The organism is Georgenia subflava (assembly GCF_009193155.1).
Taxonomy (GTDB): domain Bacteria; phylum Actinomycetota; class Actinomycetes; order Actinomycetales; family Actinomycetaceae; genus Georgenia; species Georgenia subflava.
In genome coordinates this window covers 118,920-133,912 of the sequence record NZ_VUKD01000003.1, presented here as the reverse complement: position 1 = coordinate 133,912, position 14,993 = coordinate 118,920, and the positions used below count along the sequence as shown (strand labels likewise).

General features: G+C 74.7%; 11 protein-coding genes. 5 read left to right on the top strand and 6 right to left on the bottom strand.

Annotation, left to right across the window (positions count from 1 at the left end; genetic code table 11):
• Positions 1 to 24 precede the first annotated feature (24 nt).
• The 3 genes from GD748_RS10730 to hisI are packed head-to-tail and all read right to left on the bottom strand — an operon-like array spanning position 25 to position 2,692.
• Positions 25 to 699, bottom strand: a complete 675-nt coding sequence (locus tag GD748_RS10730; protein ID WP_152195212.1) for a Trp biosynthesis-associated membrane protein — start codon at positions 697 to 699, stop codon at positions 25 to 27.
• Positions 696 to 2,312: an anthranilate synthase component I gene (locus tag GD748_RS10725; RefSeq protein WP_226921176.1), complete on the bottom strand. Its 1,617-nt coding sequence runs from the start codon at positions 2,310 to 2,312 to the stop codon at positions 696 to 698. The genes GD748_RS10730 and GD748_RS10725 overlap by 4 nt, the downstream gene beginning before the upstream one ends.
• Positions 2,309 to 2,692 carry a phosphoribosyl-AMP cyclohydrolase gene (gene hisI, locus GD748_RS10720; protein WP_152195211.1) on the bottom strand — a complete coding sequence of 128 codons (384 nt, stop codon included), beginning with the start codon at positions 2,690 to 2,692 and terminating at the stop codon, positions 2,309 to 2,311. Before hisI ends, GD748_RS10725 begins: the two co-directional genes overlap by 4 nt.
• Before the next feature lie 161 nt (positions 2,693 to 2,853).
• Between hisI and GD748_RS10715 the strand changes: the two genes are divergently transcribed.
• Positions 2,854 to 6,102: a S41 family peptidase gene (locus tag GD748_RS10715; RefSeq protein WP_152195210.1), complete on the top strand. Its 3,249-nt coding sequence runs from the start codon at positions 2,854 to 2,856 to the stop codon at positions 6,100 to 6,102.
• A 57-nt stretch (positions 6,103 to 6,159) separates the two neighbouring features.
• Here GD748_RS10715 and GD748_RS10710 read toward each other — a convergent pair whose 3' ends face one another.
• The gene (locus GD748_RS10710; protein ID WP_152195209.1) at positions 6,160 to 8,040 is read right to left on the bottom strand and encodes an ABC transporter ATP-binding protein; all 1,881 of its coding nucleotides are present in this window, start codon (positions 8,038 to 8,040) and stop codon (positions 6,160 to 6,162) included.
• Positions 8,037 to 9,992: an ABC transporter ATP-binding protein gene (locus GD748_RS10705; protein WP_152195208.1), complete on the bottom strand. Its 1,956-nt coding sequence runs from the start codon at positions 9,990 to 9,992 to the stop codon at positions 8,037 to 8,039. Before GD748_RS10705 ends, GD748_RS10710 begins: the two co-directional genes overlap by 4 nt.
• Positions 9,993 to 10,308: 316 nt before the next feature.
• Here GD748_RS10705 and GD748_RS10700 point away from each other — a divergent pair, with 316 nt between their 5' ends.
• A complete protein-coding gene (locus GD748_RS10700) occupies positions 10,309 to 10,971 on the top strand; it encodes a TIGR03085 family metal-binding protein (RefSeq protein ID WP_152195207.1) in 663 nt (220 codons plus the stop codon).
• A gap of 239 nt (positions 10,972 to 11,210) precedes the next feature.
• Positions 11,211 to 12,452, top strand: coding sequence for an AMIN-like domain-containing (lipo)protein (locus GD748_RS19510; protein ID WP_193312918.1), 1,242 nt, complete (start codon positions 11,211 to 11,213; stop codon positions 12,450 to 12,452).
• A 117-nt stretch (positions 12,453 to 12,569) separates the two neighbouring features.
• Here GD748_RS19510 and hisF read toward each other — a convergent pair whose 3' ends face one another.
• Positions 12,570 to 13,340: an imidazole glycerol phosphate synthase subunit HisF gene (gene hisF, locus GD748_RS10690; RefSeq protein ID WP_152195663.1), complete on the bottom strand. Its 771-nt coding sequence runs from the start codon at positions 13,338 to 13,340 to the stop codon at positions 12,570 to 12,572.
• A 71-nt stretch (positions 13,341 to 13,411) separates the two neighbouring features.
• Here hisF and GD748_RS10685 point away from each other — a divergent pair, with 71 nt between their 5' ends.
• On the top strand, positions 13,412 to 14,134 hold the full coding sequence (locus GD748_RS10685) for a nucleoside/nucleotide kinase family protein (protein WP_152195206.1): 723 nt from the start codon (positions 13,412 to 13,414) through the stop codon (positions 14,132 to 14,134).
• A gap of 25 nt (positions 14,135 to 14,159) precedes the next feature.
• The gene (locus GD748_RS10680; protein WP_152195205.1) at positions 14,160 to 14,960 is read left to right on the top strand and encodes an alpha/beta fold hydrolase; all 801 of its coding nucleotides are present in this window, start codon (positions 14,160 to 14,162) and stop codon (positions 14,958 to 14,960) included.
• The last annotated feature ends 33 nt before the right edge of the window (positions 14,961 to 14,993 follow it).

The following is a 14,993-nucleotide window of genomic DNA, read 5'->3' as shown; positions in this document are numbered from 1 at the left end:
CGCGCGCAGACGGGACGGCGACCGTCACGGCGTGGTGGCCGAGGATGGCTGCTCGGGCGCGCCGGTACCGGGCCCGGCCGGCTGGGAGGGATCCTCGCCGCGGCCGAGGGCGTCCCAGTCGTCCATCGCCCGGGTGCGGTCGTCGGTGGCGCGGCTCGCTGCCGACCGCGGTCCCGGTGCCGGTGTGTCGCGCTCGAAGCGCCGCCCGGCGGCCTGCCAGCGCCGGCTCGCCACCAGGGTGACGACCCCGAGAACCAGGAGCGCGACGGCGAGGACGATCGCGAGGGCCGGCCATGGCGTCGTCGTCGCGGCACCGTCGAGCTCGGGGACGCCGGAGAGCTCGGCGGCCGCGGACCGGACCGGCGCCGCCGGGTCCGAGAGGAAGCCCACGGTCGAGGCGGCCACCAGGGCTGCCGCACCGACGAGGACCAGGCCGGCGAGCACGGCGCCGATCCGGCGGCCGAGCGCGGCGGCGAGCGCGGCCGCTGCGACCACGAGCGCGGCGGCGCCCACGCCGGGTGCCGCCGCCGAGCCGGGCACCGAGACGTCCCGTGCCCCCAGCACCGTGCTCGCCTCCCCGACGGCCCAGGGCAGCGAGCCCACGAGCAGCAGGAGCCCGGCGAGGACCAGCGCGGCGATCACGACCGGACGTCGCTCGAGCAGGCGTCGCGGCCCGGGCCGGGACCGGTCGGCACTCACGTCGGTCCCGCCTCCGTGGCGGCACGCAGACCGGCGGCCACCTGGACGGCCCGGACGGCGGCAGCGGCCTTGTTGCGGGTCTCCTCGTACTCCGTCGCCGGGTCGGAGTCGGCCACGATCCCGGCGCCCGCCTGCACGGTCGCCTGCCCGCCGGAGATGACCGCCGTGCGGATCGCGATGGCCAGGTCGGCGTTGCCGGCGAGGTCGAGGTAGCCGATCACACCGCCGTAGATGCCGCGCCGGGCGGGCTCGAGGGCGTCGATGAGCTCGATCGCGCGGGGCTTGGGCGCCCCCGAGAGCGTGCCGGCCGGGAAGGTGGCCATGAGGCAGTCCAGCGCCGAGGCGTCGGCCCGCTGCCGGCCGACGACGGTGGACGAGATGTGCATGATGTGGCTGAAGCGCTTGACCTCCATGAGGTCGACCACCTCGACGGTCTCCGGGCGGCACACCTTCGCCAGGTCGTTGCGGGCGAGGTCGACGAGCATCACGTGCTCGGAGAGCTCCTTGGGGTCGGCGAGCAGCTCCTCGGCGAGCTCCTTGTCCTCCGCCGGGGTGGCGCCGCGGGGGCGCGAGCCGGCGATCGGGAAGGTCGTGACCTGCCCGTCCTGCACCCGCACGAGGGTCTCCGGGCTCGACCCCACGACCGCGAAGGTCCCGGTCGCCGTGTCCCCGGCGGCGCCCGGCCCGTCCGGGACCGGGCCGCCGTCGAGCTGGAGGTAGTACATGTACGGGCTGGGGTTGATCGTGCGCAGCACCCGGTAGACGTCCAGCGGGTCTGCGACGCAGTCGATGTCGAGCCGCTGGGAGAGGACCACCTGGAAGACCTCGCCGTCGCGGATCGCCTCCTTGCCGGCGAGCACGGCGTTCTCGAAGTCGGCGCGGGGCGTGCGGAAGCGCAGCTGCGGGACGTCGGTGGGCACGTGGACGGCGGCGGCGCTGGCCGCCGGCCGGGTCAGGGCGGCGGCCATGGCGTCCAGCCGGGCGACGGCGTCCGCGTGGGCGGCGTCCACCCGCTCGTCCGTGTCGTCGAAGTTGACCGCGTTGGCGATCAGCCACACCGAGCCGTCGTGGTGGTCGACGGCGGCCATGTCGGTCGCCAGGCAGAGCGCCACCTCGGGGGTGTCGTGCTCGACCGGCGCGAGGGCACGCAGGGTGGGCTCCCACTGGCGCAGCACGTCCCAGCCGAGGGCGCCGACGAGCCCGCCGGTCAGCGGCGGCAGGCCCGGGATGGTCGGGGTCCGCAGCGCCTCGAGGGTGGCGTCGAGGACCTCCAGCACGGGCCCCTCGGCCGGGATGCCGACGGGGACGTCGCCGGTCCAGCGGGCGTGCCCGCCGCGGCTGGTCAGGGTCGCCCGGGCGGCGATGCCGACGAAGGACCACCGCGACCAGGCGCCGTCGTGCTCGGCGGACTCGAGGATGAAGGTGCCCGGGCGACCGCCCGCGAGCTGGCGGTACAGGCCGACGGGCGTGACGTCGTCGGCGAGCAGGCGCCGCACCACCGGGATGACGCGCCGGTCGGTGGCCATCTGCCGGAACTCGGGCAGCGCGGGCCAGGTCTGCCCCCACGCCACCTCGGCCGGTGCGGGGGTCGTGGCCGTCCGCGGCGCGCTCACGGGTGGTCCTGCCCGGGGGCGGACCCGACGACGGCGCCGAGGTCGCCGCCGGCGTCGAAGCAGGTCCGGGTGCCGGTGTGGCAGGCGGCACCCACCTGGTCGACGCGGACGAGGACGGCGTCGCCGTCGCAGTCGAGCGCCACGCTCCGGACGTGCTGGGTGTGCCCGGAGGTGTCGCCCTTGCGCCAGTACTCCCCGCGCGAGCGCGACCAGAAGGTCACGCGCCCGGAGGTCAGCGTGCGGTGCAGGGCCTCGTCGTCCATCCAGCCGACCATGAGGACCTCGCCGGTGTCGTGCTGCTGGACGACGGCGCAGACCAGGCCGTGCTCGTCCCGCTTCAGGCGGGCGGCGACGTCGGGATCGAGGTTGTTCGCGGGCACCGGACGATCTTGCCACGCGGCCCGTCCGCACCGTCGCGCCGCCCACGTCGCGGAGCCCACGTCTCAGAGCCACCGCACCGGGCCACGAGCGCCCCGCAGGCCCGGAGACGGGCCCGGGATTCTCGGGCGACGCGTGGCCAGGGTGCCGCTACCGTCGGACGATGAGCTCCTCCGCGTACCTGCGCTACCCGCACGTCCACGACGACCTCGTCACGTTCGTCGCCGCCGACGACGTCTGGCTCGCCCCCTCCGACGGCGGGCGCGCCTGGCGCCTCACCAACGACCGCACGCCGGTGCGCAACCCGCGCATCTCCCCGGACGGCACGCACGTCGCTTTCGTCTCGCACCGCGACGGGCACCCCGAGGTGATGGTCACCGACCTCGACGGCACCGCGCCGCGGCGCCTGACCTGGTGGGGCGCGAAGAACACCCTGGTGCTCGGCTGGACCGCGGACGGCCGGGTGCTGGCCGCCTCGCACGCCGGTGAGGCGAACGTCCGCCACCTCGTCGTGAAGGCGGTCGGGCTCGACGGCGCGGTGGAGCGGCTGCGCTACGGGCCGGCGTCGGGCGTCGCGGTCCGCGGCGACGGCGCGGTGGCCCTCGCCACCCCGGGCAGCCGGCCGCCCGCGCACTGGAAGCGGTACCGCGGGGGCACCGCGCCCCGGCTGTGGCTGGACCGTGCGGGCGACGGCGGCTGGGAGCAGCTGCTCGCCGACGAGCCGGCCTCGCTGGTCGACCCGATGTGGCTCGGCGAGCGTCTGCTGTTCGTCTCCGACCGGGCCGCCGCGTTCCCGGACCACGCCGACGAGCAGGCGAACCTGTGGGTGTGGGACGCCCCTGGCGAGGGCGCCCCGCGGCAGCTGACCCGGCAGGGGCCGGACGAGGGGTACGTGCGGGACGCGTCGACCGACGGCGAGCGGGTGGTGTGGCACAGCCGCGGCGACCTGTGGGTCCTGGACGACCTCGACGGCGTGCCGCGCCGGCTCGAGGTCCTGCTCCCGGGCGGCGCGCCGGCCACGTTCGCGGCGAGGCCGACGAAGAACCTCGACGTGCTCGTGCCCGACCGCGGCGGTGACGCCAGCCTGGTCGGCTGGCGCGGGAACGTCTTCCGGCTCAGCCACCGGGAGGGCCCGGCGCGCGCGGTCGCCGCCGACTCCGCGACCCGGTACCGCGAGCCGACCCTGCTCGGCCACGACCACGCCGTCATGGTCAGCGACGCCGGCGGTGCGGACCGGCTCGAGGTGCGCAGCCTCACCGGCGCGACGCCACCGGTGGAGCGGGCCGCCGGCCGGCTGGGCCGGGTGCTGCACCTCGCCGGCGACCCCGCCGGCCGGCGGCTGGCGACCGTCTCCCACGACGGCTGGGTCCGACTGGTCGAGGTGGCCGACGGCGCGGTGCGCGAGGTCCACCGGTCCCGGCAGGGCGAGGCGGTCTCACCGTCCTTCTCCCCCGACGGCCGCTACCTGCTGTGGGCCGAGCCCACGCACAGCGAGGGTGCGCTGCACCGGCTGATGATCCTGGACCTGGCGGCGGACGCCGGCGAGCCCGGCGCCCTCACCGCCGGGAAGTTCCACGACCACAGCCCCACGTTCAGCGCCGACGGCAAGTACGTGGTCTTCCTCTCCGACCGGACCTTCGACCCGACGTACGACACGCACGAGTTCGCGATGTCCTTCACCGGCTCCACCCGGCCCTGGCTGATGCCGCTCGCCGCGACCGAGCCGGCGCCGTTCGGTCCGAGCGCCGACGGGTGGCGGATCAGCACGCCCAAGGACGACCGGCAGGACGACGACGGCCGCCCCGGTGCCGGCGGCGCCGAGCAGACGCCGCGCAGCCCCGATCTCGACCTGGCGGGTGCCGAGGAGCGGATCATCCCGTTCCCGGTGCCGTCCGGCAGCTACCGGCAGCTGCGCGCGGCCAAGGACGGTGTGCTGTGGATCCGGGAGGCCGGCGAGACCGGCACCCTCGGCAGCCGCCGGGCGGCCGTCACGGGCGACCCCACGCCGGACGCGCTGGAGCACTGGTCGTTCCCGCAGCGCCGGGTGACGGTGATCCATGACGCGGTGGACGGCTACGGCGTCTCCGGCGACGGCGAGCGCGTCGTCGTGCGGCACAAGGACGCGGTCACCGTCCTCCCGTCCGGCCGCAAGGTGGAGGACGACGACCCCGAGAAGGTGACGGTCGACCTTGACCGGCTCCGGTTCGAGGTCGACCCGCACGCCGAGTGGCAGCAGATGTTCGACGAGAACGCGCGGCTCATGCACGACCACTTCTGGCGCGAGGACATGGACGGCGTGGACTTCGCCGCCGTCGTCGCACGCTGGCGGCCCCTGGTGGAGCGGCTGGGCAGCCACGACGACCTGGTGGACCTGCTGTGGGAGACCGTCGGCGAGCTCAACACCTCGCACGCCTACGTGATGGCGGAGGAGCCGCCCGGTGACCAGGACCGGCGGCTGGGTCTGCTCGGCGCGGACCTGTCACCGGCCGACGGCGGCTGGCGGATCGAGCGGGTCCTGCCGGGCGAGTCCTCCGAGCCCGACGCCCGCTCGCCGCTGCGCGCGGCCGGCGTGGACGCCCGCGCCGGCGACCTGGTGGTCGCCGTCGACGGCGTGCCGGTCGACCCCGCGCACGGGCCACTCGCCCAGCTGATGGGGGCGGCGGAGAAGCCCGTGGAGCTCACGCTGCGGCGAGACGGCGCGGACCGCCGCGTGGTGGTCGTGCCGCTGCCCGACGAGGAGGTGCTCCGCTACCAGGACTGGGTGCGCGGGCGCCGGGAATACGTGCGCGAGCGCAGCGGCGGACGGCTGGGCTACCTGCACGTGCCGGACATGATGGGCTACGGCTGGGCCCAGCTGCACCGGGACCTGCGGCACGCGGTGAGCGCCGACGCGCTCGTGGCGGACGTGCGCTACAACCGCGGCGGTCACACCAGCCAGCTGGTCGTCGCCCGGCTCGCCGCCCGCGTCGTGGGCTGGTCGAGCGGCCGGCACTACGCCGAGCCGGGCACCTACCCCGAGCACGCACCCCGCGGACCCGTCGTCCTGGTCGCGAACGAGAACTCCGGCTCCGACGGCGACATCGTCAACGCCGTCGCGCAGGCGATGGGCGTCGGCCCGGTGGTCGGCGTGCGGACCTGGGGCGGCGTGGTGGGCATCGACGGCCGGTTCGAGCTGGTCGACGGCACCAAGGTCACGCAGCCGCGCTACAGCACCTGGCTGCAGGGGAAGGGCTGGGCGGTGGAGAACTACGGCGTCGACCCGGACATCGAGGTGGTCCACTCCCCCGCCGACTTCTTCTCCGACGACGACCCGCAGCTCGACCGGGCGATTGCCGAGGCCCTTGCGCTCGTGGAGCAGCAGGGCACCTCGACGCCGCCGGAGCTGCCGGAGCCGAAGGTGCGGCGCGGCTGAGCCGGACGGGGCCGTCGACGTCTCCACTGACTGCGACGGCCCTGACGGTCCACCGACCTACCGGGTCTGGGCCACCCACGAGCGGTACATGTGGGCGTAGGTCCCGTCGCTTCCCACGAGCTCGTGGTGCCCGCCGGTCTCGACGACGTCGCCGTCGTCGACGACGACCACCAGGTCGGCGGCCTCGGCCGTGGACAGGCGGTGGGCGATCGTCACCGAGGTCCGCCCGTGGGTGAGCCGGTCCAGCGCCCGGTTGATCCGGGTCTCCGTGGCCGGGTCGACCGCCGAGGTGGCCTCGTCGAGGATCAGCAGGTCCGCGTCGGCCAGGTAGGCGCGGGCCAGGGCGACGAGCTGGCGCTCACCGGCGGAGAGCGACTCGCCGCGCTGGCCGACCGGGGTGTCCAGGCCGGCGGGCAGGGTGTCGGTCCACCCGTCGAGGCCGAGCGACGTCACGGCTTCGCGGACCTGCTCGGCGCTGCGGGCGGTCGGCCCGTAGGCGATGTTGGACCCGATGGTGCCGTCGAAGAGGAACCCCTCCTGCGGGACGAGGACCACCCGCGAACGCAGCTCGCGCAGGCGCAGGTCCCGCAGGTCGACGCCGTCCAGGAGCACCCGACCGCCCGTGGGGTCCATGAGCCGGGCGAGCAGCTTGGCCAGGGTGGTCTTGCCCGAGCCCGTCTCGCCGACGACCGCCACCTGGGTGCCGGGCTCGATCGTCAGGTCGACGCCGTGCAGGACCTCCGGGCCGCCCGGGTAGGCGTAGCGCACGCCCTCGAAGGTGACCCGCGCTGCCCGGTGCGTGCCGTCGCTGGGTGCGGCCACGACTCGCCCCGCGTCGACCCCGTCCGCGGCGGTGGCGCCGGTCGGCGCGTCCGCACCGCCACGACCACGGTGCCCCGCCCGGGAGAGGTCGACCGGCTCGTCGGGCTCGGTGACGTCGACCGGCGTCTCGAGCACGGCGATGACGCGGCGCCAGCCGGCGACGGCGTTCTGCAGCTCGTTGAGCATCTCGGTGGCGTTCTGCACCGGGCCGGTGAACATCTGCACGAGGAAGAGGAACGCGAGCAGCGCGCCGATGCTGATGTCGCCGCGCACCCCGAGGTAGGTACCCAGCACCACGACGGCGGCCAGCGCCACCGCGGAGAGGACCACGCCGGTGGAGAACGCGAGGGCCACGTACGTCTGGGCCCGCACCGCGGCCTCGCGGTGCTCGCGCACGGCGGTGTCGATGCGCCGCTGGGTCCGCTCGGACGCCCCGAAGGCGCGGATGGTCTCGGCCCCGACGACCGACTCGGAGATCGCCGAGAGCATCGCCCCGACCCGCACGCGCACACCGGCGTAGGCGACCGAGACAACCCGCTGCGCACGGGGCGCGAGGAAGATCATCGGCAGGAAGCAGGCCCACACCAGCAGGGCGAGCTGCCACGAGTAGACGAGCATCGCCAGCGAGGCGAGCATCAGCTGGCCCGCGTTGAGGACGAGCATCAGCCCGCCGCGCTGGACGAACATCGAGACGGTGTCGACGTCGGAGGTCACCCGGGAGACGAGCGAGCCACGCTTCTCGGTGGACTGGGTGAGGGTCGACAGGTCGTGCACGTGCCGGAAGGTCCGCACACGCAGCTGCGCGAGGCCCTTCTCGCTGGTGCGGTAGAGCCGGACGTTCACCAGGGCGCTGACCCGGCCGGTGACCAGCAGCACGGCGAAGCCGATCAGGCAGAGGAGGACGACGTGGGCGACGTCGGGGCCGCCGGCGGCGAGGATCCCGTTGTCGGTGGCCTGCTGGACGGTGACGGGGACGACGACGCGGCCGATGGTGGCGACGGCGGCCAGGAGCAGCGTGACGCGGATGCCCTCGACCATCGCGGGCGAGAGCTGGAGCCCGCGCCGCACGGTGGCCACGACCCCGAGCTCGCTGGCCGAGGAGATCTGCGAGCTCATCGTCGTCCCTCCCCGGCGGCGGCCCGGTGGGCCTCTCGCCCCGCGTCCCTCGCGGCCTCGCGCTCGGCGGTGCGGACGGCGTAGGCGGTGACGAGCTCGTTGTAGCCCGGGTCGCGGACGGTGAGGTCCTCGTGGGTGCCGACGCCCGCCACCCGGCCGGCGTCGAGGTGGACGACCTCGTCGGCCAGGGCGATGGTCGAGGTCCGGTAGGCCACGAGCAGGACGGTGGGCCCTCCCGCCCCGGTGGCGCCGAGGCCGGCGAGGATCTGCTGCTCCACGACCGGGTCGACGGCGGAGGTCGCGTCGTCGAGGATCAGCAGCCGGGGCCGGCGGACGAGGGCACGGGCGATGGCCAGGCGCTGACGCTGCCCGCCGGAGAGGGTCGCGCCGCGCTCGCCGACGACGGTGTCGAGGCCGTCGGGCAGGGCCCGGACGAACCCCTCGCCGCGGGCGGTGCGCAGGGCGGCCCAGACCTGGTCGTCGTCGAAGCGGCCGGAGTCGTCCAGGGTGATGTTGCCCCGCACGGTGTCGTCGAAGACGAAGGTCGACTGGCTGACGAGGGCCACCGCACGGGTGCGCCCCTCTGCGTCGATCTCGCTGGCGTCGTGTCCGTCGAGGAGGACCCGGCCGTGGGTGGGGTCCATGAGCCGGGCCACCAGCGCGGCCAGGGTGGACTTCCCGGCGCCGGTGGGACCGACGAGGGCGACGGTCCGACCGGGTGCGACGTGCATCGAGACGCCGCGGAGGAGGTCGACGGTCCCCGGCTGCTCCCCGGGGCGTCCGGCGGCCGCGCCCTCCGGCCCGACGGCGAGCCGGGCTGGGACGGTGAAGGTGACGTCCTCGACGCGCACGTCGAGGCCCTCGGTGCCGTCGAGGCCGACGGGACCGGTGGTGAGGGCGCCGGTCGCGTCGACGACGCGGGCGATGCGGTCGTGACCGACCAGCGAGCGGGGCAGCTCGCCCAGCACGAAGCCGATCGAGCGGATCGGCATGGTCATGACGGTGAGCAGGTAGGCCACGGTGACGACGTCGCCGGTGACAGCCGCGCCGGTCCGCACCCGCCAGGCCCCGACGGCGATCACCGCGAGGGTGGCCGCCGACGGGAGGAGCTCGATGACCGGGTCGAAGACCGCCCGGATGCGGCCCATGTTCACGTTGGCGTCCCGCAGCTCCTCGGTGGAGGCGGCGAAACGCTCGGTCTCGACGTCGGCGGTGCCGAGGGACTTCACGAGCAGGGCGGCCTCGAAGCTCTCGTGCGCGACGTCGGAGACCTCGGCACGGAGGCGCTGGGACCGGGTGACGGCCGGGGACATCCGCCGTCGGAAGAAGGCGTTCGCGATGACGATCAGCGGCAGGACCGTCACGCCGATGGCACCGAGCAGGGGGTCGGCCAGGAACATCGCGGCGGAGGCGACGACCATCATGACGGCCACGCCCAGCGCGAACGGCAGGGGCACGAATACCCCGGAGGCGGCTTCCGCGTCGGCGTTGGCGTTCGAGAGGAGCTGGCCCGTGGGGTGGCGACGGTGCCAGCTCATCGGCAGCCGCAGGTACTGACGGGTCACGCGCAGGCGGTGCACGGCCTGGATCTCGTACGCCGCCCAGCCGGCGTAGATGCGTCGCAGCGCCACGCCGGCGGCGGTGACGAGGCCGACGACGAGCAGCACGGCGCCCGCACGCCACGCCTGCGAGGGGCTCACCGTGCCCTCGGCGACGGCGGGGGCGATGACGGAGTCGGTGATCTGCCCGAGCAGCCAGCCCGAGGCGACGGTGCCGACGCCGTACACCGCGGAGGCGATGATGGCGATCGTCGACGTGCGCGGCGAGTCGGCGATGCCGCGGCCGAGCAGGGCGAGGCTGCGCCGCAGCGTGCCACCGGCGAGGGTGTACGGCCGTCGGCCGTCGGCGCCGCGCGAGGGCGTCGGCGCGGCCTCGGGCGCGGGGACAGGCACAGCTGGGTCCTTCCAGGGCGAGGAGGTGGTCCGGGAGATCCGGCACCCCGATCTTCCCACACGAGGCCACGCCAGGGCGGGGCGGCTGCGGGAGCAGCACGGGCCGGGGCGGCTGCGGGAGCAGGCCGGCCCGGGGCGGCTGCAGGAGCAACACGGGCCGGGGCGGCTGCGCGTGCAGCACGGGCCGGGGCGGCTGCGGGAACAGCCCGGGCCGGCCGCTCCCCCGACCGGCCCCCCGGCAGCCGAACCCGCCGTGACGTGGCACCGTGGGGACGAGGTGCACCCGACCGGACGCACCGTGAGCAGTGGAGGGGTCATGGCCTGGATGGAGCTCGAACGCCAAGCGCTGGCGGAGACGTTGCGCGACGCCGACCCCGACGCGCCGACCCTATGCGAGGGCTGGACCGTGCGGCACCTCGCCGCGCACCTGGTGCAGCGTGAGCACAGCCCGCTGCACGACGCCGTGGACAAGCTCTCGCACCGGGAACCGGGGAGCGAGCGCTACCTGACCCGGCTGGTGGAGGAGGCCCGGACCGAGGACGGCTACCTCGCTCTCGTCGAGCGGTTCGCGGCGGGCCTGTCACCCCGGTCGCCGATGCGCTGGGCCGGCGACCGCGCGCACCTGCTCGAGTACGTGATCCACCACGAGGACGTGCGGCGAGCCGGCAGCGACCCGGCCGAGCCGCGGGTGCTGCCGACCGATCTGGTCCGTGCGATCTGGGAGCAGGTGCCGACGATGGCGAGGCTCGGCTACCGCTCGAGCCCCGTCGGGGTGGTCTTCGCCGTGCCGGGCGGTCCCCGGAAGGTCGTGAAGAAGGCGCACGACGCCGTGGTGGTCGTCGGCGATCCGGTCGAGCTCGCGCTGCACTCCGCCGGCCGTCGGGCCGCGGCCGACGTCGACGTCGTCGGCGCCCCGGAGACGCTGCGGCGTTTCGAGGACGACTTCCCGGTGACTCCGGCCGGCTCGTCGGCCCCCTGACCACCACCGAGGCCAGGGACCACCTCGCCCCGCCCGGCTTCGAGCGGGCTGCCGCCGGACCGTCGAGAATGCCCGCCGCGCGAGAGAGACCGGCGGCAACTCTGGTGCACGGGGCGTTCGCGGATCTACCGTTGATCGCGTGGGCCCCTCTGCCGTTCGGGGCGCGCGGGCCTGCTCGAGAGAGAGGGTGCGCGATGAAGCGCTCGGCGCGAAGGAACCCCTTCGCGGCACGAAACACGATGGTCCTGAGGTTCCTCACGCTCGGCGTCGCCGCCCTCCTCGGCGTCGTCGGCATCACCGGCACCGCCCACGCCAAGGGTGACGAGATCGGCGGATCGGGCAGCGAGTACTTCCTCAACGACGCGCTCGCCGGGCCGGCCAACCACCACTTCCTCTACGGCCGGTCGAGCGACCGTGCCTACGTCGGGGACTGGAACGGCGACGGCGTCGACTCCCTGGCGGTGCGCAGGCAGAGCCAGTACTTCCTGCGCAACGCCCTGGCGGGCGGCGACGCGGACGCCGCGGTGGTGTACGGACGCGCCTCGGACGTCGTGCTGGTCGGCGACTGGGACGGCGACGGAGACGACACGCTCGCGGTCCGCCGTGGCAACGTCTACCACATCAAGAACAGCCTCAGCGGCGGGCCGGCCGACCGGCTCGTGCCCTACGGGCGGGCCGACGACGTCGTCCTCGTGGGCGACTGGGACGGCGACGGGGTGGACACGCTGGCCGTACGTCGCGGCAACGTCTACCACGTCAAGAACAGCCTGAGCGGCGGTCCCGCCGACCAACTCGTTCCGTACGGGCGGGTCTCCGACGAGGTGGTGGTCGGAGACTGGGACGGCGACGGTGACGACTCGCTGGCGGTCCGGCGCGGCAGCCTGTACCTCTTCAAGGACGCCCTGGGCGGCGGCGCGGCCGACCGGGAGGCGGTCTACGGACGCGCCGGCGACGCCGTGTTCGCCGGGGACTGGAACGCCGACGCCGTCGACACCCTCGGGGTCCGGCGCGGCAGCTGCCAGCCCGTCGGGACGACGGCGGACCAGACGTCCGGGACCAACCCCTTCGCGGACCTCAGCACGGTCACGGGCGCCTCGATGCGCGTCAGCGAGCACGGGTGCTTCGACCGGGTCGTCCTCGAGTTCCGTGGCCCGGGTGAGATCCCCGGCTGGACGGCACAGTACGTGGACCTGATCCGGAACGAGGAGACCGGCGAGTCCGTCCAGCCCTCGTTCGAGGGCGGTGCCTTCATCCACATCGTCTTCGGTGCCTGGGACACCGGTGAGCCGGCGGACCGGCCGCCGTTCTCCGGACCCCGCCGGGTCCTGCCGGAGGACTTCCGCGCGCTCCGCGAGGCGCGGGCCCTCGGCGGTTTCGAAGGTGTCAGCGACTTCGGCATCGGGCTCGACCGGGTCCGCCCGTACCACGTCGAGTGGCTGGAGAATCCCGTGCGGATGGTGGTCGACGTCTACACGGGGTAGCGGAGACCGACGGGGACTACCGCAGCTGGATCCCGGCCGGGACCACCGCACCGGGCTCCGGCCGGGACTACCGCACCGGGCTCCGGCCGGGACCACCGCACCGGGATCCGGCCGGGACTACCGCACCGGGATCCCGGCCAGGCGCATGTGCTCCTTGACCTGAGCGACCGTCAGCGTCCGGAAGTGGAACACCGACGCGGCGAGGACGGCGTCGGCGCCGTGCTGCGCCGCCTCGGTGAAGTGCTCGGCCGTGCCGGCACCGCCCGAGGCGATGAGCGGGATCCGGACCTGAGAGCGGACGTCGTCGAGCATCTGCAGGTCGAACCCTGCTGTGGTGCCGTCGGCGTCCATCGAGTTGAGCAGGATCTCCCCCGCCCCGAGGTCGGCGCCGCGGACGGCCCACTCGACGGCGTCGATGCCCGTGCCGCGGCGTCCGCCGTGGGTCGTGACCTCGTAGCCGGACTCGGTCCGGGTGTCACCGGTGCACCGGCGGGCGTCGACCGAGAGCACGAGGACCTGGCTGCCGAACCGCTCGGCGATCTCGCTGATCAGCTCGGGCCGCGCGATCGCGGCGGTGTTGACGCCCACCTTGTCCGCACCTGCCTTGAGCAGGCGGTCGACGTCGGCCACCGAACGGACGCCGCCGCCGACGGTCAGGGGCACGAAGATCTCCTCGGCGGTGCGGGCGACGACCTCCATGGTGGTCGCCCGTGCCTCGGCGGAGGCGGAGACGTCCAGGAACGTCACCTCGTCGGCGCCCTCGCGGTCGTAGGTGCGGGCCAGCTCGACGGGGTCGCCGGCGTCGCGCAGCCCCTGGAAGTTCACGCCCTTGACGACGCGCCCGTCGGCGACGTCGAGACAGGGAATCACCCGCACCGAGACACTCATCGTTGCTCCTCCACCAGCCGTCCCACCGGATCCACTGCCGATCAGGTTAGCTGCGGAGTACCGTCGCGAGGATGACGGTCCACGAACCGGAGTCGACGGTGCCGGGCGGCCGCACGGACGGAACCGACGGTCCGTACGGCACCGAGGGTTCAGCTCGCCCCGCCGGCGCCGGTCGCGAGGACGGCACGGACGTCGCCGACCGTACCGCGGTCGTGGACACCGTCTGCGGTCTCGTGCGCACCGCCCTGGCAGGCCACGACCGCCGCGGGCCGCTCGTGCTCGGCATCGACGGGCGCTCCGGGGCGGGCAAGTCCGACCTCGCCGCGGACACCGCCGCCCAGCTCCGCGGGCTCCCGGACCTCGACGCCCCGGGCGCCGTCGCCGTCCTCGCGCTCGAGGAGACCTACCGCGGGTGGCACGGCCTCGCCGTCGGGCTCGGCGTCGTGGCCGCCGGGGTGCTCGAGCCGCTCTCCCGCGGCATCCCCGGTCGGGTGCGGCGCTACGACTGGCACGCCGGCCAGGTGGACGGACCCCTCGAGGTACCGGCCGCCGGCGCCCCGCTCCCCCGCGTGCTCGTCGTCGAGGGCTGCGGCGCGGGCTCGGCCGTCTGTGCGCCGTTCGTCGACCTCCTGGTCTGGCTCGACGCCCCCGAGACGGTGCGCCGCGAGCGTGCGATGGCACGCGACGCCGAGAGCTGGGCGGACCGGTGGGAGGACTGGCGGGCGCAGGAGCAGGCGCTGCTCGAGGCACGCGACGCCCGCACCAGAGCAGATCTGGTGGTCCGCACCGGCTAGCGGCGTCACCCCCCGGGGGAAACACATGATCGATGGCAAGGAACGGACGATCGAGAGCGCTGACGGCACACCGATCTGGACCGTCTCGGCCGGAGCGGGGCCACCGTTGCTTCTCGTGCACGGAGGGATGACCAGCTCGACGCGCTGGCACCACCTCTGGCAGTTCTTGACGCTCCACCACGCCGTGTCGGCGATGGACCGCCGAGGAAGGGGCCGAAGCGGCGACGGAGATCAGTACTCCCTCACCTCCGAGCTCCAGGACGTGGCCGTCGTGGCCCGCGACCTCGCCGAACGCCACGGCGGCCCCGTCGACGCCTTCGGGCACAGCATCGGTGCAGTGTGCGTTCTCGGTGCTGCTGCCGCCGGCGCACCGTTTCGGCGGATCGCCCTCTACGAGCCTCCGGGACCCGAGACGGTCCCCCGGCAGTGGGTGGAAAGGGCGACCGCGATGGTGGCCGGCGGGCAGCCCGGCCGTGCGATGGCCAGCTTCCTCATCGAGGTCATCGGCCTGAGCCCGCAGACGGTTGCTGCCATGCGCGACACGTCGGTCGCCGCGGACGCGCTCGAGGTCGTCGCCGCAACCCTTCCCCGCGAGGCGGAGGCACTGACCGCGGTAGACCTCGACCGGATCGCCGACAGCGTGCCGCAGCCCGTCCTGCTCCTTCTCGGCGGCGACAGCCCCGGCTGGGCCGGCACCATCACCGAACGGCTCACGGGCACGCTGTCCGACTCCACCGTGGTCACGCTCGACGGCGTGGGCCACGAGGGTGTCGACACCGCTCCGCAACGCGTCGCTGCGGAGCTGACCACGTTCTTCTCGGGGTGACGACGCCCCCCGCACATCGACCGGGCGGGGCCT

Bases quoted from the DNA above. Each gene is read 5' to 3' on its own strand.
- GD748_RS10710 (WP_152195209.1), bottom strand. From the start codon at position 8,040: ATGAGCTCGCAGATCTCCTCGGCCAGCGAGCTCGGGGTCGTGGCCACC.
- GD748_RS10680 (WP_152195205.1), top strand. From the start codon at position 14,160: ATGATCGATGGCAAGGAACGGACGATCGAGAGCGCTGACGGCACACCG.
- hisF (WP_152195663.1), bottom strand. From the start codon at position 13,340: ATGAGTGTCTCGGTGCGGGTGATTCCCTGTCTCGACGTCGCCGACGGG.
- GD748_RS10685 (WP_152195206.1), top strand. From the start codon at position 13,412: ATGACGGTCCACGAACCGGAGTCGACGGTGCCGGGCGGCCGCACGGAC.
- GD748_RS10715 (WP_152195210.1), top strand. From the start codon at position 2,854: ATGAGCTCCTCCGCGTACCTGCGCTACCCGCACGTCCACGACGACCTC.
- GD748_RS10700 (WP_152195207.1), top strand. From the start codon at position 10,309: ATGGCCTGGATGGAGCTCGAACGCCAAGCGCTGGCGGAGACGTTGCGC.
- GD748_RS19510 (WP_193312918.1), top strand. From the start codon at position 11,211: ATGGTCCTGAGGTTCCTCACGCTCGGCGTCGCCGCCCTCCTCGGCGTC.